The organism is Massilia sp. LXY-6, from assembly GCF_051233485.1.
Taxonomy (GTDB): domain Bacteria; phylum Pseudomonadota; class Gammaproteobacteria; order Burkholderiales; family Burkholderiaceae_D; genus Telluria.
The window spans coordinates 59,235-83,692 of sequence record NZ_JBKFGF010000015.1 but is presented as its reverse complement, the minus strand read 5'-3'; the positions used below and the strand labels follow the sequence as shown (position 1 = coordinate 83,692).

Sequence of the window (24,458 nt, the reverse complement as noted above, 5' to 3'; positions counted from 1 at the left end):
TCGCAAGCCCAGGTATCTTCGAAGATACCTTTTCATAAAGCCCTCCCGCCCTGCGTGCCGTCTTCATTGGCACCGTCCCGGCGCAAAGCTTTTGTGCCGAAATTTCTTTCGTTTCCGAGTCATTTCGTTTTGTTGGTTCGCGTTGCTATTTTTGCGTTTCCGCAACTATGCGTAAACGCCCACAGATCTATCGAAAGTACCCAAACAATGAGTTTTGAAGCACTAGGCTTACACACGTCCATCGTCAAAGCAGTGTCGGTTGCCGGCTATGAAAAGCCGACCCCGGTACAGGAGCAGGCTGTGCCGGCTGGTATCGCGGGCCGCGATATGCTGGTATCGTCGCAAACCGGTTCGGGCAAGACCGCGGCATTCATGCTGCCGGCCCTGAACAAATTCGCCAACCAGGAAGCGGCCCCGGCTGCTCGCACCCCGGCGCAGGAAGCGCAGGCGGCGAAAGCCCGCGGCGAACGCGTCCGTTTCAAGCCTGCCCAGCCGAAGATGCTGGTCCTGACCCCGACCCGCGAACTGGCCCTGCAGGTCACCAGCGCCACCGAGCAGTACACGGCCTTCATGCGCCGCATCCGCGCCGTGTCGATCCTGGGCGGCATGCCGTACCCGAAGCAAATGCAACTGCTGGCGAAGAATCCTGAGATCCTGGTCGCGACCCCGGGCCGCCTGATCGATCACATGGAGTCCGGCAAGATCGACTTCTCCCAGCTCGAGATCCTGGTGCTGGACGAAGCCGACCGCATGCTCGACATGGGCTTCATCGAAGACATCGAGAAGATCGTCGCCGCGACCCCGGATTCGCGCCAAACCATGCTTTTCTCGGCCACCCTGGACGGCGTGGTCGGCAACATGGCCCGCCGCATCACCAAGGATCCGATGGTGATCCAGATCGCCAGCGGCACCAAGCGCCACGAGAACATCGTGCAGAAGGTCCACTTCGTCGACGACCTGTCGCATAAGAACCGCCTGCTCGACCACCTGCTGCGCGACGAAACGCTCGACCAGGCCGTCGTGTTCACCGCCACCAAGCGTGATGCCGACATGATCGCCGACCGCCTGAACATCGCCGGCTTCGCGGCCGCCGCCCTGCACGGCGACATGCACCAGGGCGCGCGCAACCGCACCCTGGACAGCATGCGCCGCGGCCAGGTGAAGGTGCTGGTCGCTACCGACGTCGCCGCGCGCGGCATCGACGTGCCGACCATCACCCACGTGGTGAACTACGACCTGCCGAAGTTCCCGGAAGACTATGTGCACCGCATCGGCCGCACTGGCCGCGCCGGCCGCAACGGCATCGCCGTCTCGCTGGTGAACCACGCGGAAGGCATCAACGTCAAGCGCATCGAGCGCTTCACCAAGCAGATCATCCCGGTCGACGTGGTGGAAGGCTTCGAGCCGAAGCGCAGCGCACCGGCGCGCACCGGCGCCCGTCCGGGCTGGAAGCCGGGCGATGGCCGTCCGGGCAGCAAGCCGGGCCAGCGCAGCTTCCACAAGCCGGGCTCGGGTCCGCGCGAAGGCGGCTTCCGTAGCGAAAGCGCACCGCGCGAAGGCGGCTTCAACCGCGAAGCCGGCCGTCCCGCTGCCGCGGGTGGCTACAACCGCGAAGGCGGCCCGCGCCGCGACAGCGCCCCGCGCGAAGGCGGCTACCGCGGTTCGCACCCGCGTTCGGCCGACAACGCCCGCCGCACCTTCGGCGATCGTTAATCGTTCGCTTGCATGAGTCAAGAAAGGCTGCTTCGGCAGCCTTTTTTTCGTCCCAACCGGGCTCTCAGGGTGCGCAGGTGCGGAATCCGCTGAAGATATCGTCGCGCTCGGGCGTGAAGAAATTCCGGAAGTGCGGACTGCGCAGCCGTGCCGGGGTCGCGAAGGACGCGCCGCGCAGCACCTGGCGGCTGCCGAACCACGGCGCCGAATATTCCAGGTAGCGGTCGGGCGCAAAGCCGGGGAAAGGCAGGAAGGGCGAGGCCGTCCACTCCCACAGCCCGCCCCAGGCAAAATCCGGATGGCCGGATACGGCCGCGAACTCCCACTCGGATTCCAGCGGCAGGCGCCGCCCCGCCCAGCGGCAGTAAGCCTGGGCCTCGTGCAGGCTCAGGTGGCGCACCGGCGCATCGGGCACGAGCGCGACGCGGCGGCCGAAGCGCAGCTGCTGCCAGTGTCCGTCGCCGTCGCGCCGCCAGTAGCGCGGCGCCGCACGCGCCGAGTCCATCAGCCAAGCGCGGCCGGCTTCGCTCCAGTACCGTCCATCCTGGTAGCCGCCATCCTCGACGAAGGCAAGGTAACGGGCATTCGTCACCAGCCCGGCGTCGATCGCGAACGGCGCCACGCGGCAGCTTGCCGCCGCCTTCTCGTTGTCGAACACGAAGCCCTGCGCCTGGTCGCCGCCGCGCACGAAGCTGCCGCCTGCAAACGCGATCTCCCCCGCCGGCAACGGCGCCGGCAGGGTCCCGACCATCTCGCTCCTCGGCATCACGCCCAGCGTCTGCATCGTGTACAGCAGGGCTTCGCCGTGCATGTCCTCGTGCGCCAGCGCGAGGCGGTACGGATACAGGGCTCCGTCATCGTCCGGCTCGGCGGCCAGGCGCTCCAGGATCCGCCCCAGCACTTCGTCGCAATAGGTCCGGATCGCGCCCGGCCCGGGCAGGTCGAGCGCCCAGCGGGTGCGGTGCGCCACCAGGTTCGAGTCGAACCAGTCGTCGCCGCGCGCCAGCAGGCTGTGGCCGTCGGCATCGCCGGGCCGGCTGCTGCTGGCCGCGCGCAGCACGAACCATTCGGCGAACCAGGCCGTATGGCCAAGCTCCCACAGGGGCGGATTGATGATGGATAGGCGCGGCAGGCGCGCCGCATCGGCATAGCCGGCATCCTCGAGGGCGTCGAACAGCGCCAGCGTATAATGCCGCGCATCCCGCAGCATGTCTGCTATCCGGTCTGGTCCGGCGTACCGGAACGATGGGTCATGTTGGTCCATGCGGGCATTCTACGATCGTTTTCACCGAAGCTCCCCAAAACCGATGGCACGTCCCCACATCCTCATCGTCAGCCCCGCTTCCGCCCGCGAGAACAACGGCAACTGGCAGACCGCCAGCCGCTGGATGCGCCACCTGGCCGCGCGCAGCCGGGTGACGATCGCGCAGGGCTGGGACGGCGCCCAGGCCGCGCCCGACCTGATGATCGCCCTGCACGCGCGCCGCTCGGCAGCCAGCCTGGCCGCTTTCGCCGAGGCGCATCCGAGCCGCCCCAGTATATTGACCCTGACCGGCACCGACCTGTACCGCGACATCCACGAGGATGAGTCCGCGCGCGCCTCGCTCGCCCATGCAAAGGCCCTGGTGGTGCTGCAGCCGCGGGGGCTGGACGAACTGGCGCCGCCGGCACGCGCCAAGGTCCACGTCATCTACCAGTCGGCCCCCGCGCTGCGCCCGGCGCGGGTGCGCGGCTGCGACATCGCCATGATCGGCCACCTGCGCGAAGAAAAAGATCCGCTCGCCTTCATGCGCGCGAGCCGCCTGGCGACGGCGCCCGGGGTGCGCATGCTGCACGTGGGCGGCGCGCTCGATCCGGCGCTCGGGCAAGCCGCCCGCGCGACGCAGCTGGAAGAGCCGCGCTACCGCTGGCTGGGCGCCCTGCCCCACATGGCCGCCCGGCGCCTGCTACGCCGCTGCCGCGCAATGGCGATCTGCTCGCGCATGGAGGGCGGCGCCAACGTGATCATCGAGGCGATCACCAGCGGCGTGCCGGTGCTGGCCTCCGACATCAAAGGCAACCGCGGCATGCTGGGCGAGGACTATGCCGGCCTGTTCCCGCCCGGGGACGCCGCCGCGCTGGCGCAGCTGGTCGACCGTGTCGCCATCGATACGCGCTTCCGCGAAAAACTGCTGCGCCAGTGCGCGGCGCGGCGGCGGCTGTTCGCGCCCGGCAGGGAACGAGCGGCGCTGCTCGACCTGGTGGATAATCTACTTTTACGCAATCCTTGACGAGCCTTCCATGACCACTCCTGACCAAGCCATCAAACTCACCTCCTTTTCCCACGGCGGCGGCTGCGGCTGCAAGATCGCGCCCGGCGTGCTGTCCGAGATCCTGAAGAAATCGACCGGCTTCCCGGTGCCGAAGGAACTGATGGTCGGGATCGAGACGGCCGACGACGCCGCCGTCTACAAGCTGAACGACGAGCAGGCGCTGATCGCCACCACCGACTTCTTCATGCCCATCGTCGACGACCCGTTCGACTTCGGCCGCATCGCCGCCACCAATGCGATCTCCGACGTGTACGCGATGGGCGGCACGCCGATCATGGCGCTGGCCCTGGTCGGCATGCCGGTCAACAAGCTGCCGCTCGACACCATCGGCAAGATCATCCAGGGCGGCGAATCGATCTGCGCGGAAGCCGGCATCCCGATCGCCGGCGGCCACACGATCGATTCGGTCGAGCCGATCTACGGCCTGGTGGTGCTGGGCCTGGTGCATCCGTCGAAGGTCAAGCGCAACGCCGATGCGCGTGCGGGTGACGTCCTGGTCCTCGGCAAGCCGCTCGGCGTGGGCGTGCTGTCGGCGGCGCTGAAGAAGGACAAGCTGGACGCCGAAGGCTACGCGGCCATGATCGCCAACACCACCAAGCTGAACAAGCCGGGCAAGGCGCTGGCCGAACTGGAGGGCGTGCACGCGCTGACCGACGTTACCGGCTTCGGCCTGCTGGGCCACCTGCTGGAGCTGGCGCGCGGCGCCACATTGACGGCCCGGCTGGAGATGAACCGCATCCCGCTGCTGCCGGGTGTCGAGCAGCTCGCGCATGACGGCTACTTCACGGGCGCATCGGGCCGCAATTGGGACGCCTACGGCCAGGACGTCGAGCTCGGCGCCGGCGTGGGCGACACCCAGCGTGTGCTGCTGACCGACCCGCAGACCTCGGGCGGCCTGCTGGTGTCCTGCGACCCGGACAGCGTCGACGAGGTGCTGGCCCTGTTCGCGCGCGAAGGCTTCGGCGAGGCTGCCGTCATCGGGCAGATGGCGGAAGGGGCGCCGCGCGTGACGGTGCGCTGAGCGCGGGTTACACTCCCCGTGGCTGAAGAAGCTGTACAAGGCCGGCCCGCCTGGGCCAGGTGGCACCCGGCTTTGCCGCCGACATCGTCGCGGTCGTGGGCGACCCGCTGCGACATCCACCAGCTCGAGCAGGTGAAGTTCGTGATGAAGGAAGGCGTGGTCTACAAGGCCTGGTGAATCAGACCAGGAACAGCCCGGCGTCCTTCTCCGGATGGCTAGCGTCGGGATCGATGCTCAGCACGATCCCGTCCGCGCCCAGGATGCGCGCCGGCAGCATCTGGATCAGGTCGTAGCGTTTTTGCTCGGCGTACTGGCGCGAGCCGGCGAAAGCGGTCGAGTGCGACAGCCAGCTCAGGCTCGCTTGGCCGCGCTCGACCAGCGTGCCGCAGCACAGCCCGGACCCATACACCCCGACCCGATACGAAGGCTCGCCTTCGTTGGCCACGTACAGCGCCGCATGCACGCCGGTGAAGTAATTGCTGATGACACCGTCGAGATCGGCCTGGGTCGGGTCGTAGTCCACCGCAAAATAGATGGCCGAGCCGAAGGGCTGGCCGATGACTTCCCTGGCCATGCGGAAGGCCTGGGCGCCGTCCGCCAGGCCCTGGGCGCGGCTGAAGAAGCCGGCATGGGTGCCGGACGTCTCCCATACCACCCCGATCCGCAGGCCGGCGCCCGACAGCGCGCGCGCCTCGCCCAGCGACAGATTCTTGGCGCCGTTGTTGCTGTAGTAGCGCAGCGCGAAATCATATCCCTGGGCCTTCAGCGCCAGCGCGTGGCGCGTCAGTTCGATGGTCGTGTCCAGACCGTTCAGTACGGGCATGCTGCCTCCCGGATGAGCTTCAGTGGAGCTGGCGCTCGGGTTCGCCAGGGTGGGCGGCATCGTCGCCGTGTCCGTCGCATGGGCTGCGCAGCGTCGGCGGCTTGCCCAGCGCGGCCAGCACGCGCACCAGGCCCAGCAGGATCAGCACCAACGCGGCCAGGGCCAGCGCGACGGCAATCGGAAAACCAAGGAACAGGTCCTCACTCATGACATCCCCCGATAAGAAGCGTGTAATGTGCCATCATCCCAAGCCCGGGGTTTGATCGGTCTCAACAATCTTTTGTGAAACTCTTGCGTGGTAGCCAAACGACAAGCCAATAAACGCTTGACAGACCGAACAAAATTCACATAGAGTGAAGAAATGTTCTCCCAACTGCATCTTTCGACTTCCCTACCGCTGACCGGCGCACTATCGCCGGCAGGCCTGCTACTACGCGCGTAAAACGCCGTTGTGTCCGCCCGGCTCTCCCGCCGGAACCCGTAGCCCAAGGAAAGTTGTACCGATGTTTAGCACCGACTTCACACCTGTTTTCACCATCGCCGGAGCTGTCCAGCTGACCGCCAGCGAACCCGCGCTGCCATTCCCTGCAACGCTGCCGCTACCGCTATCGCTACCGACCGGTTGCCGGGCCTAGCGTTCCGTGGCCCGTCCGGCAGCCCGCGCCACACCGTGCCCAGGCACCGTTTTTCGTCCCAGATTCAGCAGATACCAGATACAGCAAACACCAGGAGCTCCGCCATGTTGACCAACCCCGCCGCCAAATACCGTCCCTTCCCCGCCGTCCAGCTGGCCGACCGCCAGTGGCCGAGCCGCGTCATCACCCAGCCGCCAGTCTGGATGAGCACCGACTTGCGCGACGGCAACCAGGCACTGATCGAGCCGATGAGCCCCGAAAAGAAGCTGCGTTTCTTCGAGAAGCTGGTCCAGATCGGGATCAAGGAGATCGAGGTGGGCTTCCCTTCCGCCTCGCAGACCGACTTCGACTTCGTGCGCAAGCTGGTCGAGGAAAACCGCATCCCCGATGATGTCAGCATCATCGTGCTGACCCAGGCGCGCGATGAGCTGATCCGCCGCACGGTGGACTCCTGCATCGGCGCCAAGCGCGCCATCGTCCACGTCTACAACTCCGTGGCGCCGGTGTTCCGCCGCGTGGTGTTCGGCATGGACCAGGACGAGATCGTGCAGATCGCGGTGAACGGCACGCGCCTGATCAAGGAACTGGTGGCCCAGCACCCGGAAACCCAGTGGGGCCTGGAGTATTCGCCGGAGTCGTTCTCGACCACCGAACTGGAATTCTCGAAGCGCATCGTCGACGCCGTCAGCGAAGTCTGGCAGCCGACGCCGCAGAACAAGCTGATCGTCAATCTGCCCTCGACCGTCGAGGCCAGCACCCCGAACGTCTATGCCGACCAGATCGAGTGGATGTCGCGCCACCTGGAGCGCCGCGACAGCCTGGTCATCAGCGTCCACCCGCACAATGACCGCGGCACCGCCGTGGCGGCCGCCGAGCTGGGCATGATGGCCGGCGCCGACCGCGTCGAAGGCTGCCTGTTCGGCAACGGCGAACGCACCGGCAACGTCGACCTGGTGACCCTGGCCCTCAACCTGTACACCCAGGGCGTGCACCCGGGCCTGGACTTCTCCGACATCGACTCGGTGCGCCAGCTGGTCGAAGAGTGCAACCAGATCCCGGTGCATCCGCGCCATCCGTATGTGGGCGATCTGGTATTCACGGCCTTCTCCGGCTCGCACCAGGACGCGATCAAGAAGGGCTTCGCGGTGCAGAAGGCCGACGCGATCTGGGAAGTGCCCTACCTGCCGATCGACCCGGCCGACCTGGGCCGCAGCTACGACGCCGTCATCCGCGTCAACAGCCAGTCCGGCAAGGGCGGCATGGCCTACCTGCTCGAGCAGGAATACGGCCTGGAGCTGCCGCGCCGCCTGCAGATCGAATTCTCGCGCGTGGTCCAGCGCCACGCCGACGCCAGCGGCACCGAAGTGGCGGCATCCGACATCCACGCCCTGTTCGCGCGCGAATACTTCGAGCAGGACACTCCGGCCTACCGCTACGTCTCGCACCGCATGGCCGAGGACAGCGAAGGCGAACAGCGCGTGCAGATCGACGTCGCGGTCGAGCATGAGCACGCGACCCGTCATCACAATGGGCAGGGCAACGGCCCGATCGACGCCTTCGTGAATGCGGTCGGCCTCGACATCCGCCTGATGGACTACCACGAGCACGCGATCGGCTCGGGCGCCGATGCGAAGGCGGCCTGCTACGTCGAACTGCGCGTCGGGAACGGCCCGACCCTGTTCGGCGCGGCCATCGACAGCAATATCCTGACCGCCTCGTTCAAGGCCGTGCTGTCGGCGGTGAACCGCCACCTCGCGATGGCCGGGCAGCAGCAGCAGCAGCAGCCGGTCGCCCGCGCGGCCTGATGAGCGAAGGCAGTAGCGCGAAACGCTTGCCGCCCCGGCTGGACCTGCAGCCGGCGGCCCGGCGCGAGCAGAAGGCCGCGCAGGTGCGCGGGGTCGAATCGATCCAGGCGATGCGCGATGCGATCCGCAGCGCCGCCCGCGCGCTGCCGACCATCACCGAAGTGCCGCGCCTGGGCCGGCTCGACAGCGCGGCCTTCCGCGCCCGCGCCGCCGCGGGCCTGCCCTTCCTGATCGGCGGCGTGGTCGGGCGCTGGCCCCTGTGCACCGTGACCCCGCAGGAACTGCGCGAGCGCTTCGGCGAAGTGCCGGTACGCGCGCGCGTGGGCGACTACGTGGCGACCGCGTTCGCGCCGGACCGCGCGATGCGGGACATGCTGCTGCGCGAGTATCTCGACCTGAGCGAGTCGCCGGACAGCGACCTGCCGCCCTACGTCGGCAACCTCGAATTGCGCGAACTGAACGGCATGTGCCACTGGCCCGCGTATTTCGACAAGATGGGACCGCCGCGCTTCTGGCTCGGCCCGGCACGTACCGTAACGCCGCTGCACTGCGACTACGACGACAACATCTTCGCCCAGATCCGGGGCAGCAAGCGCATCTTCCTGGCGCCGCCGCACCACGACGCATTCCTCTACACCAGGGAAGCGAACCCCGTCCTGTTCGGCTCACCCTTCGATCCGGAAGCGCCGGACTTCGACGCCTTCCCGCTGGCACGCCAGGCGGCCATCGTCGAGGTCGTGGTCCATCCCGGCGACATGCTGTACGTGCCGGCCGGGTGGTACCACCAGGTACGGGCGCTGAGCTTCTCCCTATCCGCCAATCGCTGGGCACGGGCCTTGCCGCTGGCCCTGCAGGGCGGCGACTAGTCCAGCGCCGCAGCTGGCCATCACTGGTTCAGCGCGATCGCGCACACCGGCTTTACGCACCCAGGCGCAATCGATACCAGGCCATGCCGAGCAGCTCATACAGCGCATACCAGGAACGCCGCATTCCCTCGGCGCTGGGCACCCAGGCGCCAGGCGAGCGCGCCTGGTCGCCGAAGAACATGGTCGGTGCGTCGACCACCTCCAGCCCTGCGCGCTCGAACGCGAGGCGTGCCCTCGGCATGTGCATCGCATCGGTTACGAGGAGGATGCGCCGGATACCGTCCTGGTGCAATATGTCGGCGCTGTAGGCCGCGTTTTCGGCGGTGTCGTGCGAGCGCGATTCCAGCCACTTGACCGGCACGCCGAAGTCCTCGCGCAGCGCCGCGGCCATCGCATCGGCCAATGCATACGCGCGGCCATTCGCGCCCGAATGCGTGCCCTTGGTTCCCGTGCCGCCGCTGACGAGGACCGGCAGTCCGGTGCGGCGCTGCAGGTGCGCCGCGTAACGCAGCCGCGCCAGGGCAAGGTAGTCGGGAATGTCGCGGCCTCCGTATTCGGGCGCGTGCTGCAGGCGTCCGGCCGCCAGCACCACGATCGCCTGCGCACCAGCCCGCTCGGGCGCCGGCAGCGGCGACGTCATGCCTTCCAACGGCCGGACCAGGAACGATGCGCCCGCATTCGTGGACAGGAAGGCCAGTGCCGCCAGCCCCGTTGCGGCGACGATGCGCCCGGCGCGTGGCCAGCGGCGCCACACAAGCAGGCCGATAAGGATCAGCAGGAACAGGTTGGCTGGAGGAAGGATGAGGTCGCGCGGGATCGCGTTGAGCAGGTCGAGCATCGATGCAGGGTCGTTGGTGGTTTCGGTTCGAGGAAGATCACTCCGGCGGCCGCGTTTCCATCTTCTTGGTGTCCCCGCTGGTTCCGCCCTGCCCGACCCGCTCGTACTCGGCAATCACCTGCGCCCCGAACAGCAGCAAGGCCGCCCCGATCTCCAGGCTGAACATGACCACGATGGCGGTGCTCATCGAGCCGTACACCACGTTCACCTTGGACAGCGTCGAGAAGTACCACACCAGCACATGCCGCGCGACTTCCCACAGCAGCGCCGCGGTGACGCCGCCCACCAGCGCATGCGACAGCGACAGCCGGCCCACCGGCATGACGAGGTAGATCGAGGTCAGCACCAGGATCTCGCCGGCCAGGCCGAGCAGGTACAGCAAGGCGCCGGACACGCCATGCAGCGACCAGCTGTAGCCGAACAGGTTGACGCTCTCGGTGCCGATCACCTGCAGCGTGCCGGCCACCAGGGTCACGATCATGCTGCCGAAACCGAGCGCCAGGATGTAACAGTAAGGCAGCAGCGCCGACACCAGGAAGTGGCGGCGGCGCACGGCGACGCGGTGCACGAAGATTACGCTCATCGCATTTTCCAGCACCGTGAAGGCGAAGGAACTGAAGAACAGCATGGTGGCCGCCAGCACCCAGGTGATCACGTCGCGTGCGTCCAGGAAGTGCGCGACCTCGGCCACGATCGAAGCCGACTGGCCGGGCACCAGCAGTTCGAGGTAGCGGCGCAGGGTCAGCAGCAGCTCGGCCTCGTCGAGGAAGTGCGACAGCACCACCACCACCAGGATCAGGAAGGGCACGATCGAGAGCAGCGCGTAATAGGCGACGGCGCCGGCCAGCAGCAGGCCCTGGTTGGCCCGGAAGCTTTTCAGGACGCCCAGCGTGAAGGCGAGCGGATGCCCGAGGATGTAGAGATTCGCGCGCCGGTTCAGGAGACGCAGGCGCAGGCCGCGCGCGCCTTTCATCTGGCCAGCCTGATTCCGGTGAACTGCCAGCGGCTGCCTGCCGGGAAGAAGTTGCGGTAGCTGGCGCGCGCGTGGCCGTGCGGGGTGGCGCACGAGGAGCCGCGCAGCACGTACTGGTTGACCATGAACTTGCCGTTGTACTCGCCCAGCGCGCCGGCCGCCGGCGCATAGCCGGGGTATGGCGCATAGCTGCTGGCGGTCCACTGCCAGCATTCGCCGAACATCTGCGCCAGGCCGTCGCTGCCGGCCGCGCGCGGATGCAGGTCGCCGCAGGAGATCGCGACGTCGCGCGCCGCGAATTCCCATTCGGCCTCGGTCGGCAGCCGGGCGCCGCGCCAGCGCGCGTAGGCATCGGCTTCGTACAGCGAGACGTGGGTGACGGGGCGCGCCGGATCGAGCGCTTGGCGTCCGTGCAGCGTGAATTCCATCCACTGGCCGCCCTGTTTGCGCCAGTAGAGCGGCTCGCCGATCCCGCCGCTGCAGACCCAATCCCAGCCATCGGACAACCACAGGGCCGGGTCGCGGTAGCCGCCGGCGTCGACGAATTCCAGGTACTCGCCGTTGGTCACCAGACGCGAGGCCAGCTTGAACGGCGCCACGTACGCGCGGTGGCGCGGCAGCTCGTTGTCGAAGCAGAAGCCGGTGCCGCGGTGGCCGATCTCGGCCAGGCCGCCCTCGAAGTCCAGCCAGGCCAGCTGGCCCGCCGGACAGGATTCAGGCAGCGGCGAATCGAGATAGGCCGGATACAGCGGGTTCTGCGCCAGCAGGTGTTTCAGGTCGGTGAGGATCAGTTCCTGGTGCTGCTGCTCGTGCTGCATGCCGAGCTCCACCAGCGCCGCCAGCTCGCCGGAAGATGTGCCGTCCTGCGGCGCGTCCTGCAGCAGGCGCCCGATGCGCGCATCGACGTCGCGGCGCCAGGCCAGCACCTCGTCGAAGGCGGGGCGCGTGAGCAGGCCGCGCCGGGAGCGCGGGTGCTTGTCGCCGACGCCGTTGTAGTAGGAATTGAACAGCACCCGGAAGGCCGGATGAAAGGGCCGGTAGTGCCGCTCGCGCGGCTCCAGGATAAAGGTTTCGAAGAACCAGGTGGTATGCGCCAGGTGCCATTTCACGGGGCTGGCGTCCGGCATCGACTGCGCGCAGCAATCCTCACGCGACAGCGGCTCGGCCAGGTGCACCGAGCGCTGGCGCACCTGCTCGAATTCGCGGGCCTGGCGGTGTTCGTTCTCTCCCATGGCTTCCTCCCGGCTCAGTGCATGGCTCCGGGCGGGATCGCGCGCGCGTGGATCACCGCGAACCAGCCGCGTTCGTCGGTCCAGACCCCGGCGGCGGCGAAGCCGGCCTGCTCCAGCAGGCCGACGGCCGCGCTCGGACGGTATTTGTAGCTGTTTTCGGTGTGGATGCACTCGCCGGCCTCGAAGCGCCGGCTGGCACCATGCCAGCTGACCTGCTGCGCGGCCCGGGCTTCCAGGTGCATCTCGACCCGCCCCATGCGCTCGTTGTAGAAGCCGTGGTGGCGCCAGGCGCGGATGTCGAAGTCGGCGCCGAGCAGGCGGTTGGCGTGGCGCAGCACGTTCAGGTTGAAGGCGGCCGTGACGCCCAGGGCGTCGTCGTAGGCGGCGTCCAGCACCGCGCGCTCCTTGGCCAGGTCGATGCCGATCAGGATGCCGCCGTCCGCACCGCACTGGGCACGCACGCGGCGCAGGAAGGCCAGCGCCTCGTCCGGCGTGAAGTTGCCGATCGAAGAACCCGGATAGAAGAACAGCCGGCGCTCGTGGCGCACCACGTCCGGCAGCCGCCAGTCGCCGCCCGAGAAGTCCATGCCGAGGGCGTTCATCTCGATGTGGCGGAAGCGCTGCCGCAGGCGCTCGACGGCGTCCTGCAGGAAGTCGGCCGAGATGTCGACCGGGACGTACTGGGCCGGATGCAGCAGCGGAAACAGGCGCGCCGCCTTGGCGCAGTTGCCGGCGCCGAGGTCGATCAGCGTTGCGCCGGTGCCGACCGCGCGCGCGATCGCGCCGCCGTGGCGCGCGAAGATCGCCGCTTCGGTGCGGGTCGGGTAGTACTCGGGCAATTCGCAGATCGCCTCGAACAGCTTGGAGCCGAGCGCGTCGTACAGGAACTTGGGCGAGATGCAGGCATCGGGCGCGCGCAGGCCGGCATCCAGCTCGGCCCGCAGCCGCAGGGTCTCGGCCGAGGCCTCGAGGTGCGTATCGGCGGCGGCCAGGTCGGGCGCATCGGTCGGATCGTCCAGCGTCGGATGGTTCAGCATCGGTGGGTCCCGGGATGTTGACGTTCTTTCCATCATACGCGAATTGGGTCCGGACCGACGCATGCTAAAGTAGCGGTCTATGCTCGAACTCGTCGACCTCACCAAATCCTACGGCGGCCGTAAAGTGCTGGCCCATCTTTCGCACCGTTTCGCAGCCGGCGAATTCGTCGCCGTGATGGGGGAATCGGGGGTCGGCAAATCCACCCTGCTGAACCTGATCGCCGGCCTGGACGCGCCCGACAGCGGCCAAGTGGTGGTCGACGGCGTGCCGATGTCGGCGCTCGACGACGATGCCGCCACCCGGCTGCGCCGCAGCCGCATGGGCTTCATCTTCCAGGCCTTCCACGTGCTGCCGCACCTGACGCTGGAACAGAACGTGGCCCTGCCGCTGCTGCTGAACGGCCGCCTGGATACCGGCCGCGCGCGGGCCATGCTGGATGCCGTCGGCCTGCAGGGGCGCGGGGCCGACTTCCCGCGCCAGCTGTCCGGCGGCGAGCTGCAGCGGGTGGCGATCGCGCGCGCGCTGGTGCACCGCCCCGCCCTGCTGCTGGCCGACGAGCCGACCGGCAACCTCGATCCGGAGACGGCGGACGGCATCCTGCACCTGCTGCGCGACGAGATCCGGCAGAGCGGCGCCGGCGCCATCATGGTGACCCACTCGGACGCCGCCGCCGCCATGGCCGACCGCGTCCTCGTACTGACACGTTCCGGACTGAAATTAATGTAAGTTCCGCGCAGAAAGGCGGAATTTATAAACTTTTATTCATGAACAGTGCGTCAAAATTGTCAAAGTTGTAGTAGCATTCCAACAAACCCACCCAGCATAAGCCAGCACAATTACGGTCGGGCAAACTCTCCAAAACAGTCGGTGTGTGTCTTGAATGTTCATCCATTACGGAGGAAGTTCATGAGCGTACGACAGAAAAAACAGGAGCTGCTCGAGGCAATGCACCGGGCCCGGGCCATGGAGCCGTCGAGCTTCGTCCCCAACCCCTTGCTCGACACCCTGATCCAGCGAATGCAGCTGAAAAACGACGCGGAACTGTGCCGCGTCCTCGAAGTGCAGCCGCCCATCATCAGCAAGATCCGGCACCGCAAGCTGAACGTGGGCGCCACCATCCTGCTGAGGATGCACGAGAAGTCGAATATCCCGATCCGCGAGCTGAAGGAGCTCACGGCCGAGGCGCGCGCACACGCGCCGCTGGGACGCACGACGCACTGAGCGCGCGGCCGCGCAAGGCAGCCGGTCCGTGCGGCATGACGCCGCCGGGCCGCGGCCCCGGAGCGCCCTACCCTGCGGGCGGGCGCCCCGTCTTCAGCTGAGGCAGGCTGCCGAGCAGCGCTCGCAGGCTTGCCGCGTCGAGCTGGCCGAGCAGGGCAACGCCAATGCGCAGGAGTTCGCTCTTCTTGACCTCGAAGCCGGCCTTCAGGCAGGCCTGCTTGACGGCGCCGAGCACGGCGTATTCCTGCTCGGGCATGGTAAAGCTGTCGCGTACCAGGGCGGGCCGTGCCTGCGGCGCGGCTTCCGGCCGCGCGATGCCGGCTGCGCGGCCGGCGCGTGCTTTCGCAATCGGCTTCGCGGGCGCCTTTGCCGCCGCGCTGGTGGCCGCGCTGGTGGCCGCCTTGGCGGCTGCCTTGGCGGCTGCCTTGGCGGCGCTCTTCACGGGCAGCGGCTTCGCCGCGACCGGCTTCTTCGCCGCCGGCCTGACGGCCTGCGCAGCGGCCGGCTTGCGCACGGCGGTCTTGGCTGCCACCGTCCTCGCGGGCTTGGCGGCTGCCTTGGCGGCCGTGGTCTTCGCGGCCTTCACGCTTGGCGCGGCCTTGGCGGCCGCCCCCCTGGCCGGCCTGCCTGGCGCCGTCTCCGCCCCTATTGCTTTCGCGCGCGCGGTTTTTGCGGCGCCGCCGGCGGCTGATGTCTTCGCCATTCCGTGCTCCATCGTCAAACAAACCAAACAATATAGTCGATTTGGCGCCGCTCCGGAAGGACGGCACGTGCGCGAGCTCAAGACTCAGGCGGGCAGCGCCTGGCGCCGGTGGTGCAGGTCGTGCAGCAGGCCGTGGCGCAGGCCGGCGTCGGCCTTCAGCAACGTGCCGATCTCCAGCTCCTCCATCAGCGCGATCAGGATTGCCAGCGCGGCGGCGACATCGCGCACCAGCAGGCGCCCGAGTCCGGCCAGCGGCCGCCCGCCGCGGGCGTGCTCGAGCACGCGGGTGCCGAGCAGCTCGAGGCCGGCGCGGTCGATGCCGCCGGGGCCGGCGCCGTTGTCGCGTGCCAGCCGGGCCAGGGTATGGATCGTGCCGGACGCGCCGTACACGCAGTCGCGCGTGCCCGGCCCGTAGTCGGCCGCATGGTCGGCCATGCGTACCCGTGCCGAGGCGATGGCGGCCGCGAACGATACCGCGTCGATGCGGCCGTTGCCGAAGAAACTCAGGGCCTGGCGCACAGTCCCCAGCGCGACCGAACCGGCGCGCTTGACGCAGGTACCCTGACCCAGCGCAAACTGGGTCGAGCCGCCGCCGATGCTCAGCACCAGCGCGCGCGCGCCGGCGGGCGCGGTGCCGGCCACGCCCAGGCAGGTCAGCATGGCCTCCTCCTCGCCGGACAGCACCCGCAGCTCATGGCCGAGAGTCTGCTGGGCGGCCGGCAGGAACAGGTGGGCGTTGCGCGCCATGCGCAGGGTCGAGGTGGCGACCGCGCGTACGGCCGCCAGCGGATGCGCGCGCAGGCGCTCGCGCAGGCGCGCCACGCATGCCAGCGCGTCGCGCATGGCGTCCTGACTCAGGCAGCCGCTGGCGTCGAGGCCGGCGGCTAGGCGCAGCGGCACGTGCTCGCCGTCCAGCATCACCGGGACGCCGTCGCGGTAGCTGGCCACGAGCAGGCGGAAACTGTCCGAGCCGAGCACCAGGGCGGCGTAGGTCGGCGCGGATGGGTCGGGAAAATGCTCGTTCATGGAAGCTCCAGCAAGTTAAACGACGCAACAATCATCAGCTAAGAGTAATGGGCCCGGATGACGCTTCCATGACAGCGCCGGCCGGCATCCGGCATCGCTCAGGCCTCGGCGGGAACCGCCGGCGCCGGCGGCGCCAGCTCGACACGGTTGCGGCCGGCCTGCTTGGCGGCGCGCAGGGCTTCGTCGGCGCGCGCCAGCAGCGTCACGCTGCTGTCGTCCGCGCGGATCGTGGTCACGCCGAAGCTGGCGCTCAGCGTGATCATGGCACGATCAAGCTTGACCGGCGTGGCGGCGATTGCCGCGCGCATGCGCTCGGCGACCATGGCGGCGTCGTCCACGCCGGTGCGCGGCAGCAGGATCGCGAATTCGACGCCGACCAGGCGGCCCAGCTGGTCGCTGTCGCGCAGCTGGCGCTTGCAGACGTCGACCAGAGTGCGCAGCGCGGCGTCGCCGGCCGGGTGGCCGTAGCTGTCGTTGACGCGCTTGAACTGGTCGAGGTCGAACAGCACCAGCGCGGTCGGTGGACCGGGGCGGCGCGCCAGCGCCATCCACGGCGCCAGCGCCTGGAAGAAGCCGCGCCGGTTGGCGACGTCCACCAGCGCGTCGACCACTTCCAGGCGCGCCAGCTCGTCCTGCAGGCCCTCGCGGCCCAGCAGCAGCCAGCCGAAGCCGCCCAGCAGCATCAGCAGGTAGAGCGCGCCGGAATACAGCTGGCGCAGCAGTTCGTTGCTCATCCAGCCCCAGCCTGACGGCGCCAGCAGCACCAGGGCGCCGCGTACGCCGACCACCACGGCCAGCAGCGCGGTCGCCAGCGCCAGGAAGCGGCGCAGCATCGATGCCGCGCGCCAGCCGCGCGCGAGGGCGGCGGCGGCCGATAAATAGAAGCTTCCGAGGATCAGCGAGGCCGCCAGCGCGCGCAGGCCGATCTCGTCGATCCAGAAGCACAGCAGGAAGGCGGCGACCGCCAGCCCCAGCGCCGGGGCGGTGACGCTGCGCCAGCGGCCCGCGCCCGCGCGTTCCCACAGCGCGCCGGCTTCCCAGGCCACCCCGGCGATCACCAGGCCGTAGGCCACCGGCAGCGCCAGCCGCTCGGGCACCACGCCGGACGCGCCGATCGCCAGCAGCAGCCAGCCGGCCGCCTGCATCTGGCGCGACCGGCCCCAGGTCGACAGGGCCGCGAAGCGCCCGTCCCCATGTTCGAAGAAGAACAAGGCGGCGCAGATCGCCAGGTTGCCGAGCGCCAGGGCGAGGACGATGGTGGTGGAATCCATGGGCACCTTCAGAATTCGTGGACCACGGCGGTGGTGCCGTCGCCGACCTTGCTGGACCAGGCGTTCGCCCAGTAGCGCATCTGGGTCTCGCTCGGGGCTGCTTGCCAGAATACGATCAGGGTACCCTTGTGGTCGTGGATCTGGGTCAGCTTCTCGACGAAGCCCGCGTCGCCATCCGTGTCGGCCAGCGCCATCGCATAGCCGTAGACGCGGTCGAGCCGCTCGATGCGGTCGGGCTCCGTCTGGCTGTTGGTGGCGGTGATGGTGGGATGGTCGAGGAACATGCGGTCTCCGTCAGGCTGCGGCGGCCAGCTTATCAGAAACTTATCCTCTGCAACAAGCCGGACCGTTTCGCCGCGCTACTCATCGTCGTATACTCGGGCCATGCCGAATCGACCGAAGCCGCTGGTGCGTACCGAAGGCGGCCGCCGCACCCTGGAGTTCACGCCCGGCGACATCCAGAGCGCAATGCGGCTGTCGCGCCCGAGCGCGCTGGTGCTGGCCTACGCGCGCGCCATGATGTGCTTTGCCGTGCTGGTGCCGCGTCCGCGCCACATCCTGCTGGTCGGGCTGGGCGGCGGCTCGATGGCCAGGTTCTGCCACCGCCACTTTCCCGCCAGCCGGATCACCGTGCTCGAGCTGCGCGCCGACGTGATCGCGCTGCGCGAGCAGTTCCTGGTGCCGCCCGACGACGACCGCTTCCGCGTCATCCACGCCGACGCCGCCACATGGATGGCCGGTGCCGGCGATGCCGGCTTCGACGTCATCGTGGCCGACGGCTTCGACGAGGCCGGGCTGCCTCCTGCCCTGTCCAGCCGCGCCTTCTACGAGGATTGCCGGCGGCGTCTGGCGCCGGACGGGGTGCTGGTGGTGAACGTGTTCAGCTACGACCCGCGCCACGACGCGGTGCTCGATGCATTGGAGCGTGCCTTCGGCGGCCACACTTGTCGGCTCGACAAGGTAGCCGGCAACAACCGCATCGTGTTCGCGGGCGCCGCCACCCAGGGCCGCGCGGCGCGGCGGCTGCCGGCTCTGCGGCTGGAATGCCTGAACCGGCTGTGCGTGCGCCTGATTCTTGCCCGGATTGCATGGCGCTCTGTTTTTGCCTAGCCACACCTGCGCCCACTTGCCTGCTTGAGCATAACAATTTGTTTGCGGAAACAACCGCTTGTGTGACAAACTTGGCCGTTCTCATGCCTTTGGGCAAGTACTTTCTTATAGGATCCGGGATGCCGCGTCGCCGACTGCCGATATCGCTCACGCTTGCAGCGGCCCTCACGCTTGGGGGTGGCCTGGCCACGACCGCCGTGCTGACCGTCGCGGTCAACCGGCTCGAGATCGGCAACAAGACGCTGGCCTTCGAACAGGGCGCCAAGGTGCGCGTGGCCGCCCTGCGCCAGGGCATGGACGAGGCGATCGAGGTCCTGAACGTCACCAACCAGCTGTTTACCACCGTGCAGCCGGTGACGCGCTCGCAGTTCCACGATTTCACCACCCCGCTCCTGCTGCGCAATCCCTATATCAAGGCCTTCAACTTCCACCGCGCCGTGCCCGACGCCGACCGCGCCGCGCTCGAAGCCGAGCTGCAACGGATCCGCCCCGGCACCGTCCTGCGCGAGATGGTCGACGGCCGACTGGTGCCGGCGCCGCGCCGTGCCCAGTACAGCGTGGTCGACTACCTCGAACCGATGCGGGGCAACGAGCCGGCCTTCGGCCTGAACGTCGGCGAGAACGGCGAAGTGGCGCGGGCTCTGGAACGCGCCCATGCCGACGGACGCGCCGCCGCCACCGGCCTGCTGCGCCTGGCCCAGGACCCGCTCGGCACGCCCAGCTTCGAGGTGGTGATGCCGGTGTACGGCCCGGCCGGGCGCCTGCTGGGCGACACCGCCGCGGTGGTCGAGATCCAGACCTTGGCACGCGCCACCCTGGCGCGCGCCGGCCTGCTGGAAGACCGCAGCATCCTGCTCAAGCTGTACATCGGCGAACAGCCTGCCACGGGCGCGATGGTGTACGCCAACCACGACGCGGGCGAGGCCGCCGCCCCGGAATTGCCGCCGCTGCGCTGGCTGGCCCGGCCTGGCGCGCACGCGCTGGACCGCTTCGTGGCCGCCGGCCGGACCTGGACCGTCGAAGCCGCCGCGGCGCCGCGGCCCTGGTTGGCCGACCACCTGGCCTCGACCCTGCTGCTGGCGGGCGGCCTGCTTTCGACCCTGCTGCTGGCGGCCTTCGTGCAGGCCGCCGGCCAGCGCGCGCGCAAGGTGCAGGAACTGGTGCGCGAGCGCACCGCCGACCTGAAGCTGAGCAACCAGCGCCTGATTGACGACGTTCAGGCCAGGCGCCGCACCGAGAAGGCGTTGCAGGAAAGCGAGCAGCGCTTCCGCCAGCTGGTGGCGATGTCGTCCGACTGGTACTGGGAACAGGACGAGCGGCTGCGCTTCGTCGCCATGACCGGCCACTTCACCGAAAAATCCGGGATCGCGATCGAGCGCATCCTCGGCAAGACGCGCTGGGAATTCGTGGCCGGCCTGGCCGACAACGACGCCGGGCGCGAGCACATCGCCGCCATCGAAGCGCGCGAACCCTTCAGGAACCTCGAATACCGCGCCCTCGACGACAACGGCGAGGAACGCTGGTTCTGCGTCAGCGGCCAGCCGATGTTCGACGACGGCGGCCGCTTCACCGGCTACCGCGGCACCGGCAGCGACATCACGGCGCGCAAGATCACCGAGCAGCGCGTGCATCACGTGGCCCAGCACGACGTGCTGACCGGCCTGCCGAACCGCTCGCTGCTGCAGGACCGCCTGGGCCAGGCGGTGGCGTACGCGACCCGCAGCGGCCATCCGGTATGGGTGATGCTGATCGACCTGGACCGCTTCAAGTACGTCAACGACAGCATGGGCCACAAGGCCGGCGACGTACTCTTGATGACGGTGGCGGCGCGCCTGCGCTCCTCGCTGCGCGACACCGACACCGTGGCGCGCCTGTCGGGCGACGAATTCGTGGTGATCCTGTCGCAGCACGAGGACCAGCCGCTCTCCAGCGACATCGTGCAGCGCGTGATGGATTCGGTGGCCCAGCCGGTGATGCTGGGGCCGAAGGAATTCTTCGTCACCTGCAGCATCGGAGTGGCGGCCTATCCGAGCGACGGCACCCCGGCCGAGAGCCTGATCGAGCATGCGGACATCGCGATGTACCGCGCCAAGAAGCTGGGCCGCAACAACTTCCAGTTCTACACCCCGGCGATGAACGAGGAGTCGCTGGAGCGGGTGCGCATCGAAAGCGCGCTGCGCAACGCCCTGGAGCGCAACGAATTCGTGCTGCACTACCAGCCGCAGGTCGACCTGAAGACCGGCCAGATCGTCGGCATGGAAGCGCTGATCCGCTGGAAGCATCCGGAGCTGGGCATGGTGCCGCCTTCGCGCTTCGTCGGCGTGGCCGAGGACACCGGCCTGATCGTGCCGATCGGCGCCTGGGTGATGCGCACCGCCTGCGCCCAGAACAAGGTCTGGCAGGATGCCGGCCTGGGACGGCTACGGGTTGCCGTCAATTTGTCGGCGCGCCAGTTCAGCGCCACCGAACTGTTGCCGGGCATCGAGCAGGTGCTGCTTGACACCGGCCTGGATCCGTCCTGCCTCGAGCTGGAGCTGACCGAAAGCCTGTTCATGAGCGACGTCACGCCGGCCGTGGAACTGCTGCACCGCATGAAGGCGCTCGGGATCAAGCTCTCGATCGACGATTTCGGCACCGGCTATTCGAGCTTCTCCTACCTGTCGCGCTTCCCGATCGACGTGCTGAAGATCGACCGTTCCTTCGTCAACGACATCACGCACGACGCCAACGATGCCGCGATCGTGGCCTCGATCATCGCGCTGGCGCACAACCTGCGCCTGTCGGTGATCGCCGAAGGTGTGGAGACGGCCGAACAGCTGGATTACCTGCGCCACCAGGGCTGCGACGAAATGCAGGGGTATTACTTCTCGCGCCCGCTGCCGACCCAGGAATTCGAGCAATTGCTGCGCCAGCGCCGCGGCCTGGCCGCGCTGGAAGACGAGCCGCAAGCGGCTGTTGCGTAGTAATTTCTTGAACAAAGGCCGCTAAGGCCTTGTATTCTTTGTTTTATCCGCAATTTTTTGTAGCAGAAAGAATATCGTTCCCCTACAATAGCCGTAAATCTTTTGCAACAGTGATTTACGAATAATATGAAGAGGGATGATATGAACTATGAGGCGGGCGGATTGGACGACACCCTGAGCGTGGCGGACCGCAAGCTGCGCACCGACATGCGCACCCGTGACCTGGTCAACCAGGCGGTCGCGTCGATCCCGACCCTGGGCCTGCAGCGCGCCGCCGAATTCCTGGCGGCGATGAACGTGCCGGCCGAGGTCGCGGTGCGCACGCTGGTCTATCCGCACCGCCGCCGCGCAAACTGATTTCCAGCGCCGCGCTTGGCGGCGCGGCTTATTTGCGTGGCTCTTGCAAGCTGATGTCGGCCAGCGATTCGCGGCCGCGCTCGGTCAGTGCATAGCCGCCGCCTTCGAGCGCGGCGATATGCGACTTGCGGCTCAGGAACTGCGCCACATCCTCATCCAGCGCGCTCGCGGGATCCCGCTCCAGCGCGCGCAGCGCTTCGACGCAACGCCGCAGGAACAGCACTTCCTGCCCTTTCTCCGTCAGCGACAGGCTGCCATTCTTCGCATACTGCACCAGCTTCAACCCGGACAGGCGTTTGGCGTTGCGGCCGACGCAGGCATTCACCCGATCGGTGCGGGCGCTGCGCCGGATGAGTTCAAGGGCGTCGTATTCGTCGCCCGTCAGTTTCTCGTTCTTCATTCAAACTTTCGTTGGGAGCAAAGGTCGCCATGGTAAGGCGGCTTGGGCTCGCCCGCAACTTACTTCAAGACGCGCAGCGCCGCCCAGACCAGGCCGGCCCCGGCCAGCGCCCCCAGCGCCAGCGCCGCCCGCACCCGCCGCGACGCCAGCACCGAGCCGCGTCCGAGATAGATCTTGTTATGCAAAGTGCTGCCCATGCTGTCCTCCCGGGAAATGGTTGACCGATGAGCCATTATAAAAAGTTTCCCGAGGCGCTATGTACGCCAGCGTACACAATGAAAATTTTGTATCCATAAAGCAACGTTTGCATGCGCTTCGGATGCCTGGGCGCTCGCCGTATCGGGCGCCGGGAGGCCCCCGTGGCTGTTAGGATCACTCAATACGACAACGCAACTACACAAGGAGCGCACCATGAATACCTCGATCCCCCAGCCGGACCCGGGCGCCAAAGGCCCGCCGATGATGCACGAAGGCGATATCGGCAGCGGCGAAATCACGCCGGGCCAGCACGAAACGAATGAGATGATCAAGGAGATTCCGCCGCTGCCGCGCGACGGCGGCAGTCAGCAGGATGCCGGCAAGCCCGGCAATCAGCAGGGCGGCCAGGGCAAGCCCTGAGCCGCCGCGGGGCTGGCCCTAGTCCGCCTTGATCGGCGGCTGGGGCGCCCTGGGTTCTTCGACCGGGGCGCGCGACGGCGCCGGCACGTCGTCAGGATCGGGACTCGGCTGCGGTGGCGGCTGATCCGGATCCGTCGGATCGGGCGTGGTGTGGGCCCGCAGGTCGGGCTTCGGTTCTTGTTCGAAGATACTCATCCTTTTGTTTCTCCATCGTGCAAGCGGCGCGGCCATGCAAGCCGCGCCGCTGTGACTCATCGGCCGGAAGGCCCCCGGCTATCGGCCGGAAGGCCTCCCGTCATCGGCCTTCCTTTTGCTTCGCTCCGCCGCCAGCGCCCTTGCCCTTGCCGGCCTTGATGGTCGTCTTTTCGTTGTGGCTGCTCTTGTCCGGATTGACGCCGGCGCGGCGCTTGGCCAGATCCTCTTCCGAATCGTTGCCCGACTGTTTATTCTGGGTGCCGCTGGATTTCGATTGGGTCATAACAATTCTCCTAAAATGGAAAGCGTGTACACGTGACAAACGGATGACGTTTTGGCGCAGACTAGCATGTTGGAGCGGGGCCGGCTTTCAATCGTGCGCGGCCAAGGTATGATTGCCTTGTTGCCGTTTTTATATTGGAAGATCGCTCCCATGCTGCACCGCTTGCTTCCCCTCATCCTCGCTGGCGCCTGCGTCGGCGCCAGCGCCGCCGCGCCGAAACCCATGACGCTGGCCGATTACCTGGCCCTGAAAGGCCCGGTCCCCAACGCCACCTTCGCCTACGGCAGCGCCCCCTCGCAGTTCGCGGAACTGTTCCTGCCCGGCGGGCCCGGCCCCTTTCCGGTGGCGGTACTGGTGCACGGCGGCTGCTGGACCAAGGAATTCGGTGGCATCACGCAATTGCGCAATCTTGCCGCGGCGCTGGCGGAGCGCGGGATCGCGTCCTGGAACGTCGAATACCGGCGCGTCGACGAGGCGGGCGGCGGTTATCCGGGCACCTACCAGGACATGAACGCGGCCCTCGCCATGCTGGCCCAGCAGGCGCATCGCTACCCGCTCGACCTGGACCGGCTGGTGGCGGTCGGGCACTCGGCCGGCGGCCAGCTGGTGCAATGGATGGCGGGGCGGCCGCGCATCCCTGCGTCCAGTCCCTTGTACCTGCCGGATCCGCTGCCGGTGCGCAAGGTGGTGAGCCTCGGCGGACTGGCCGACCTGCGCCGCGAGCAGGCCCTGATCAAGTCCAGCTGCGACCGCGAGATCGGTCAGTTGACCGGCGCACCCAGCGACAAGCGTCCCGACGTGTTCTCCGACACGAATGCCGGCGACCTGCTGCCGAACGGCAGCCGCACGATCCTGGTGACGGGCGAGCTGGATCGTATTTCGCCGCCGCGCGTGGCGCGCGATTTCGCGGCGCGCGCCCGTGCCGCCGGCGATACCGCCGAGGTCGTGATCCTGCCGGGCGCCAGTCACTACGACGAGGTCGCGGCCAGCTCACATGCCTGGCCGCGGGTTCTGCAGGCAATCGAGTCGGCACTGCAGCCGGCCCGCTGATGCCG

General features: G+C 68.0%; 28 protein-coding genes. 13 read left to right on the top strand and 15 right to left on the bottom strand.

What is annotated here, in order from left to right; all coding sequences use genetic code 11:
* Positions 1-207: 207 nt before the first annotated feature.
* On the top strand, positions 208-1,713 hold the full coding sequence (locus ACI48D_RS08065; RefSeq protein ID WP_435570703.1) for a DEAD/DEAH box helicase: 1,506 nt from the start codon (positions 208-210) through the stop codon (positions 1,711-1,713).
* Between the two features lie 64 nt (positions 1,714-1,777).
* Here the strand turns inward: ACI48D_RS08065 and senA are convergent, their stop codons facing one another.
* On the bottom strand, positions 1,778-2,977 hold the full coding sequence (senA, locus tag ACI48D_RS08060) for a selenoneine synthase SenA (protein ID WP_435570702.1): 1,200 nt from the start codon (positions 2,975-2,977) through the stop codon (positions 1,778-1,780).
* Between the two features lie 43 nt (positions 2,978-3,020).
* Between senA and senB the strand changes: the two genes are divergently transcribed.
* Genes senB through ACI48D_RS08045 form a run of 3 tightly spaced genes read left to right on the top strand, consistent with a single transcriptional unit; the run spans position 3,021 to position 5,223 of the window.
* Positions 3,021-3,983, top strand: a complete 963-nt coding sequence (gene senB, locus ACI48D_RS08055; protein ID WP_435570701.1) for a selenoneine biosynthesis selenosugar synthase SenB — start codon at positions 3,021-3,023, stop codon at positions 3,981-3,983.
* A gap of 10 nt (positions 3,984-3,993) precedes the next feature.
* On the top strand, positions 3,994-5,046 hold the full coding sequence (selD, locus tag ACI48D_RS08050; RefSeq protein ID WP_435570700.1) for a selenide, water dikinase SelD: 1,053 nt from the start codon (positions 3,994-3,996) through the stop codon (positions 5,044-5,046).
* A gap of 18 nt (positions 5,047-5,064) precedes the next feature.
* Positions 5,065-5,223, top strand: a complete 159-nt coding sequence (locus tag ACI48D_RS08045; protein ID WP_435570699.1) for a hypothetical protein — start codon at positions 5,065-5,067, stop codon at positions 5,221-5,223.
* Between the two features lies 1 nt (position 5,224).
* Here the strand turns inward: ACI48D_RS08045 and ACI48D_RS08040 are convergent, their stop codons facing one another.
* On the bottom strand, positions 5,225-5,869 hold the full coding sequence (locus ACI48D_RS08040) for a DUF1906 domain-containing protein (RefSeq protein WP_435570698.1): 645 nt from the start codon (positions 5,867-5,869) through the stop codon (positions 5,225-5,227).
* 19 nt (positions 5,870-5,888) lie between these two features.
* A complete protein-coding gene (locus ACI48D_RS08035; RefSeq protein ID WP_435570697.1) occupies positions 5,889-6,077 on the bottom strand; it encodes a hypothetical protein in 189 nt (62 codons plus the stop codon).
* 531 nt (positions 6,078-6,608) lie between these two features.
* On the opposite strand from ACI48D_RS08035, the gene leuA reads away from it, so the two are divergent.
* Positions 6,609-8,309, top strand: a complete 1,701-nt coding sequence (gene leuA, locus ACI48D_RS08030) for a 2-isopropylmalate synthase (RefSeq protein WP_435570696.1) — start codon at positions 6,609-6,611, stop codon at positions 8,307-8,309.
* Positions 8,309-9,175: a cupin-like domain-containing protein gene (locus ACI48D_RS08025; protein ID WP_435570695.1), complete on the top strand. Its 867-nt coding sequence runs from the start codon at positions 8,309-8,311 to the stop codon at positions 9,173-9,175. The genes leuA and ACI48D_RS08025 overlap by 1 nt, the downstream gene beginning before the upstream one ends.
* Positions 9,176-9,227: 52 nt before the next feature.
* Here the strand turns inward: ACI48D_RS08025 and ACI48D_RS08020 are convergent, their stop codons facing one another.
* Genes ACI48D_RS08020 through egtD form a run of 4 tightly spaced genes read right to left on the bottom strand, consistent with a single transcriptional unit; the run spans position 9,228 to position 13,318 of the window.
* A complete protein-coding gene (locus tag ACI48D_RS08020) occupies positions 9,228-10,013 on the bottom strand; it encodes a YdcF family protein (RefSeq protein ID WP_435570694.1) in 786 nt (261 codons plus the stop codon).
* Between the two features lie 37 nt (positions 10,014-10,050).
* Entirely contained in the window at positions 10,051-10,986 is a 936-nt protein-coding gene (locus tag ACI48D_RS08015) for a YihY/virulence factor BrkB family protein (protein ID WP_435570693.1), read from the bottom strand.
* Positions 10,983-12,218, bottom strand: a complete 1,236-nt coding sequence (gene egtB, locus ACI48D_RS08010) for an ergothioneine biosynthesis protein EgtB (protein ID WP_435570692.1) — start codon at positions 12,216-12,218, stop codon at positions 10,983-10,985. Before egtB ends, ACI48D_RS08015 begins: the two co-directional genes overlap by 4 nt.
* A gap of 14 nt (positions 12,219-12,232) precedes the next feature.
* A complete protein-coding gene (gene egtD, locus ACI48D_RS08005; RefSeq protein ID WP_435570691.1) occupies positions 12,233-13,318 on the bottom strand; it encodes an L-histidine N(alpha)-methyltransferase in 1,086 nt (361 codons plus the stop codon).
* Between the two features lie 16 nt (positions 13,319-13,334).
* Between egtD and ACI48D_RS08000 the strand changes: the two genes are divergently transcribed.
* Positions 13,335-13,982: an ABC transporter ATP-binding protein gene (locus ACI48D_RS08000; protein WP_435570690.1), complete on the top strand. Its 648-nt coding sequence runs from the start codon at positions 13,335-13,337 to the stop codon at positions 13,980-13,982.
* A gap of 180 nt (positions 13,983-14,162) precedes the next feature.
* Positions 14,163-14,477, top strand: a complete 315-nt coding sequence (locus tag ACI48D_RS07995; protein WP_435570689.1) for a hypothetical protein — start codon at positions 14,163-14,165, stop codon at positions 14,475-14,477.
* 67 nt (positions 14,478-14,544) lie between these two features.
* On the opposite strand, the gene ACI48D_RS07990 is transcribed toward ACI48D_RS07995, so the two are convergent.
* The 4 genes from ACI48D_RS07990 to ACI48D_RS07975 all read right to left on the bottom strand — a co-directional run bounded on the left by ACI48D_RS07990 (position 14,545) and on the right by ACI48D_RS07975 (position 17,761).
* Complete coding sequence (locus ACI48D_RS07990; protein ID WP_435570688.1) at positions 14,545-15,180, bottom strand: hypothetical protein; 636 nt, start codon at positions 15,178-15,180, stop codon at positions 14,545-14,547.
* A gap of 84 nt (positions 15,181-15,264) precedes the next feature.
* Positions 15,265-16,206: a Ppx/GppA phosphatase family protein gene (locus ACI48D_RS07985; RefSeq protein WP_435570687.1), complete on the bottom strand. Its 942-nt coding sequence runs from the start codon at positions 16,204-16,206 to the stop codon at positions 15,265-15,267.
* A 98-nt stretch (positions 16,207-16,304) separates the two neighbouring features.
* A complete protein-coding gene (locus ACI48D_RS07980) occupies positions 16,305-17,477 on the bottom strand; it encodes a diguanylate cyclase (protein WP_435570686.1) in 1,173 nt (390 codons plus the stop codon).
* Positions 17,478-17,485: 8 nt separating this feature from the next.
* A complete protein-coding gene (locus ACI48D_RS07975; RefSeq protein ID WP_435570685.1) occupies positions 17,486-17,761 on the bottom strand; it encodes a hypothetical protein in 276 nt (91 codons plus the stop codon).
* A gap of 100 nt (positions 17,762-17,861) precedes the next feature.
* Between ACI48D_RS07975 and ACI48D_RS07970 the strand changes: the two genes are divergently transcribed.
* The 3 genes from ACI48D_RS07970 to ACI48D_RS07960 all read left to right on the top strand — a co-directional run bounded on the left by ACI48D_RS07970 (position 17,862) and on the right by ACI48D_RS07960 (position 21,907).
* A complete protein-coding gene (locus ACI48D_RS07970; protein ID WP_435570684.1) occupies positions 17,862-18,587 on the top strand; it encodes a fused MFS/spermidine synthase in 726 nt (241 codons plus the stop codon).
* Between the two features lie 119 nt (positions 18,588-18,706).
* Entirely contained in the window at positions 18,707-21,550 is a 2,844-nt protein-coding gene (locus ACI48D_RS07965; RefSeq protein WP_435570683.1) for a bifunctional diguanylate cyclase/phosphodiesterase, read from the top strand.
* Positions 21,551-21,676: 126 nt separating this feature from the next.
* Complete coding sequence (locus ACI48D_RS07960; protein WP_435570682.1) at positions 21,677-21,907, top strand: hypothetical protein; 231 nt, start codon at positions 21,677-21,679, stop codon at positions 21,905-21,907.
* A gap of 28 nt (positions 21,908-21,935) precedes the next feature.
* On the opposite strand, the gene ACI48D_RS07955 is transcribed toward ACI48D_RS07960, so the two are convergent.
* Both ACI48D_RS07955 and ACI48D_RS07950 read right to left on the bottom strand, forming a co-directional pair.
* Positions 21,936-22,307 (bottom strand): hypothetical protein, encoded by a 372-nt coding sequence (locus ACI48D_RS07955; RefSeq protein WP_435570681.1) that lies wholly within the window; start codon positions 22,305-22,307, stop codon positions 21,936-21,938.
* A gap of 59 nt (positions 22,308-22,366) precedes the next feature.
* The gene (locus ACI48D_RS07950; protein WP_435570680.1) at positions 22,367-22,504 is read right to left on the bottom strand and encodes a hypothetical protein; all 138 of its coding nucleotides are present in this window, start codon (positions 22,502-22,504) and stop codon (positions 22,367-22,369) included.
* Positions 22,505-22,718: 214 nt separating this feature from the next.
* Here ACI48D_RS07950 and ACI48D_RS07945 point away from each other — a divergent pair, with 214 nt between their 5' ends.
* On the top strand, positions 22,719-22,925 hold the full coding sequence (locus ACI48D_RS07945; RefSeq protein WP_435570679.1) for a hypothetical protein: 207 nt from the start codon (positions 22,719-22,721) through the stop codon (positions 22,923-22,925).
* 18 nt (positions 22,926-22,943) lie between these two features.
* Here ACI48D_RS07945 and ACI48D_RS07940 read toward each other — a convergent pair whose 3' ends face one another.
* A complete protein-coding gene (locus ACI48D_RS07940) occupies positions 22,944-23,120 on the bottom strand; it encodes a hypothetical protein (protein WP_435570678.1) in 177 nt (58 codons plus the stop codon).
* Positions 23,121-23,220: 100 nt separating this feature from the next.
* On the bottom strand, positions 23,221-23,403 hold the full coding sequence (locus tag ACI48D_RS07935) for a hypothetical protein (RefSeq protein ID WP_435570677.1): 183 nt from the start codon (positions 23,401-23,403) through the stop codon (positions 23,221-23,223).
* A gap of 150 nt (positions 23,404-23,553) precedes the next feature.
* Here ACI48D_RS07935 and ACI48D_RS07930 point away from each other — a divergent pair, with 150 nt between their 5' ends.
* Positions 23,554-24,453 carry an alpha/beta hydrolase family protein gene (locus ACI48D_RS07930; protein WP_435570676.1) on the top strand — a complete coding sequence of 300 codons (900 nt, stop codon included), beginning with the start codon at positions 23,554-23,556 and terminating at the stop codon, positions 24,451-24,453.
* The last annotated feature ends 5 nt before the right edge of the window (positions 24,454-24,458 follow it).

Bases quoted from the DNA above. Each gene is read 5' to 3' on its own strand.
- ACI48D_RS08065 (WP_435570703.1), top strand. From the start codon at position 208: ATGAGTTTTGAAGCACTAGGCTTACACACGTCCATCGTCAAAGCAGTG.
- senA (WP_435570702.1), bottom strand. From the start codon at position 2,977: ATGGACCAACATGACCCATCGTTCCGGTACGCCGGACCAGACCGGATA.
- senB (WP_435570701.1), top strand. From the start codon at position 3,021: ATGGCACGTCCCCACATCCTCATCGTCAGCCCCGCTTCCGCCCGCGAG.
- selD (WP_435570700.1), top strand. From the start codon at position 3,994: ATGACCACTCCTGACCAAGCCATCAAACTCACCTCCTTTTCCCACGGC.
- ACI48D_RS08040 (WP_435570698.1), bottom strand. From the start codon at position 5,869: ATGCCCGTACTGAACGGTCTGGACACGACCATCGAACTGACGCGCCAC.
- ACI48D_RS08035 (WP_435570697.1), bottom strand. From the start codon at position 6,077: ATGAGTGAGGACCTGTTCCTTGGTTTTCCGATTGCCGTCGCGCTGGCC.
- leuA (WP_435570696.1), top strand. From the start codon at position 6,609: ATGTTGACCAACCCCGCCGCCAAATACCGTCCCTTCCCCGCCGTCCAG.
- ACI48D_RS08025 (WP_435570695.1), top strand. From the start codon at position 8,309: ATGAGCGAAGGCAGTAGCGCGAAACGCTTGCCGCCCCGGCTGGACCTG.
- ACI48D_RS08020 (WP_435570694.1), bottom strand. From the start codon at position 10,013: ATGCTCGACCTGCTCAACGCGATCCCGCGCGACCTCATCCTTCCTCCA.
- ACI48D_RS08015 (WP_435570693.1), bottom strand. From the start codon at position 10,986: ATGAAAGGCGCGCGCGGCCTGCGCCTGCGTCTCCTGAACCGGCGCGCG.
- egtB (WP_435570692.1), bottom strand. From the start codon at position 12,218: ATGGGAGAGAACGAACACCGCCAGGCCCGCGAATTCGAGCAGGTGCGC.
- egtD (WP_435570691.1), bottom strand. From the start codon at position 13,318: ATGCGTCGGTCCGGACCCAATTCGCGTATGATGGAAAGAACGTCAACA.
- ACI48D_RS08000 (WP_435570690.1), top strand. From the start codon at position 13,335: ATGCTCGAACTCGTCGACCTCACCAAATCCTACGGCGGCCGTAAAGTG.
- ACI48D_RS07995 (WP_435570689.1), top strand. From the start codon at position 14,163: ATGAGCGTACGACAGAAAAAACAGGAGCTGCTCGAGGCAATGCACCGG.
- ACI48D_RS07990 (WP_435570688.1), bottom strand. From the start codon at position 15,180: ATGGCGAAGACATCAGCCGCCGGCGGCGCCGCAAAAACCGCGCGCGCG.
- ACI48D_RS07985 (WP_435570687.1), bottom strand. From the start codon at position 16,206: ATGAACGAGCATTTTCCCGACCCATCCGCGCCGACCTACGCCGCCCTG.
- ACI48D_RS07980 (WP_435570686.1), bottom strand. From the start codon at position 17,477: ATGGATTCCACCACCATCGTCCTCGCCCTGGCGCTCGGCAACCTGGCG.
- ACI48D_RS07975 (WP_435570685.1), bottom strand. From the start codon at position 17,761: ATGTTCCTCGACCATCCCACCATCACCGCCACCAACAGCCAGACGGAG.
- ACI48D_RS07970 (WP_435570684.1), top strand. From the start codon at position 17,862: ATGCCGAATCGACCGAAGCCGCTGGTGCGTACCGAAGGCGGCCGCCGC.
- ACI48D_RS07965 (WP_435570683.1), top strand. From the start codon at position 18,707: ATGCCGCGTCGCCGACTGCCGATATCGCTCACGCTTGCAGCGGCCCTC.
- ACI48D_RS07960 (WP_435570682.1), top strand. From the start codon at position 21,677: ATGAAGAGGGATGATATGAACTATGAGGCGGGCGGATTGGACGACACC.
- ACI48D_RS07955 (WP_435570681.1), bottom strand. From the start codon at position 22,307: ATGAAGAACGAGAAACTGACGGGCGACGAATACGACGCCCTTGAACTC.
- ACI48D_RS07950 (WP_435570680.1), bottom strand. From the start codon at position 22,504: ATGGGCAGCACTTTGCATAACAAGATCTATCTCGGACGCGGCTCGGTG.
- ACI48D_RS07945 (WP_435570679.1), top strand. From the start codon at position 22,719: ATGAATACCTCGATCCCCCAGCCGGACCCGGGCGCCAAAGGCCCGCCG.
- ACI48D_RS07940 (WP_435570678.1), bottom strand. From the start codon at position 23,120: ATGAGTATCTTCGAACAAGAACCGAAGCCCGACCTGCGGGCCCACACC.
- ACI48D_RS07935 (WP_435570677.1), bottom strand. From the start codon at position 23,403: ATGACCCAATCGAAATCCAGCGGCACCCAGAATAAACAGTCGGGCAAC.
- ACI48D_RS07930 (WP_435570676.1), top strand. From the start codon at position 23,554: ATGCTGCACCGCTTGCTTCCCCTCATCCTCGCTGGCGCCTGCGTCGGC.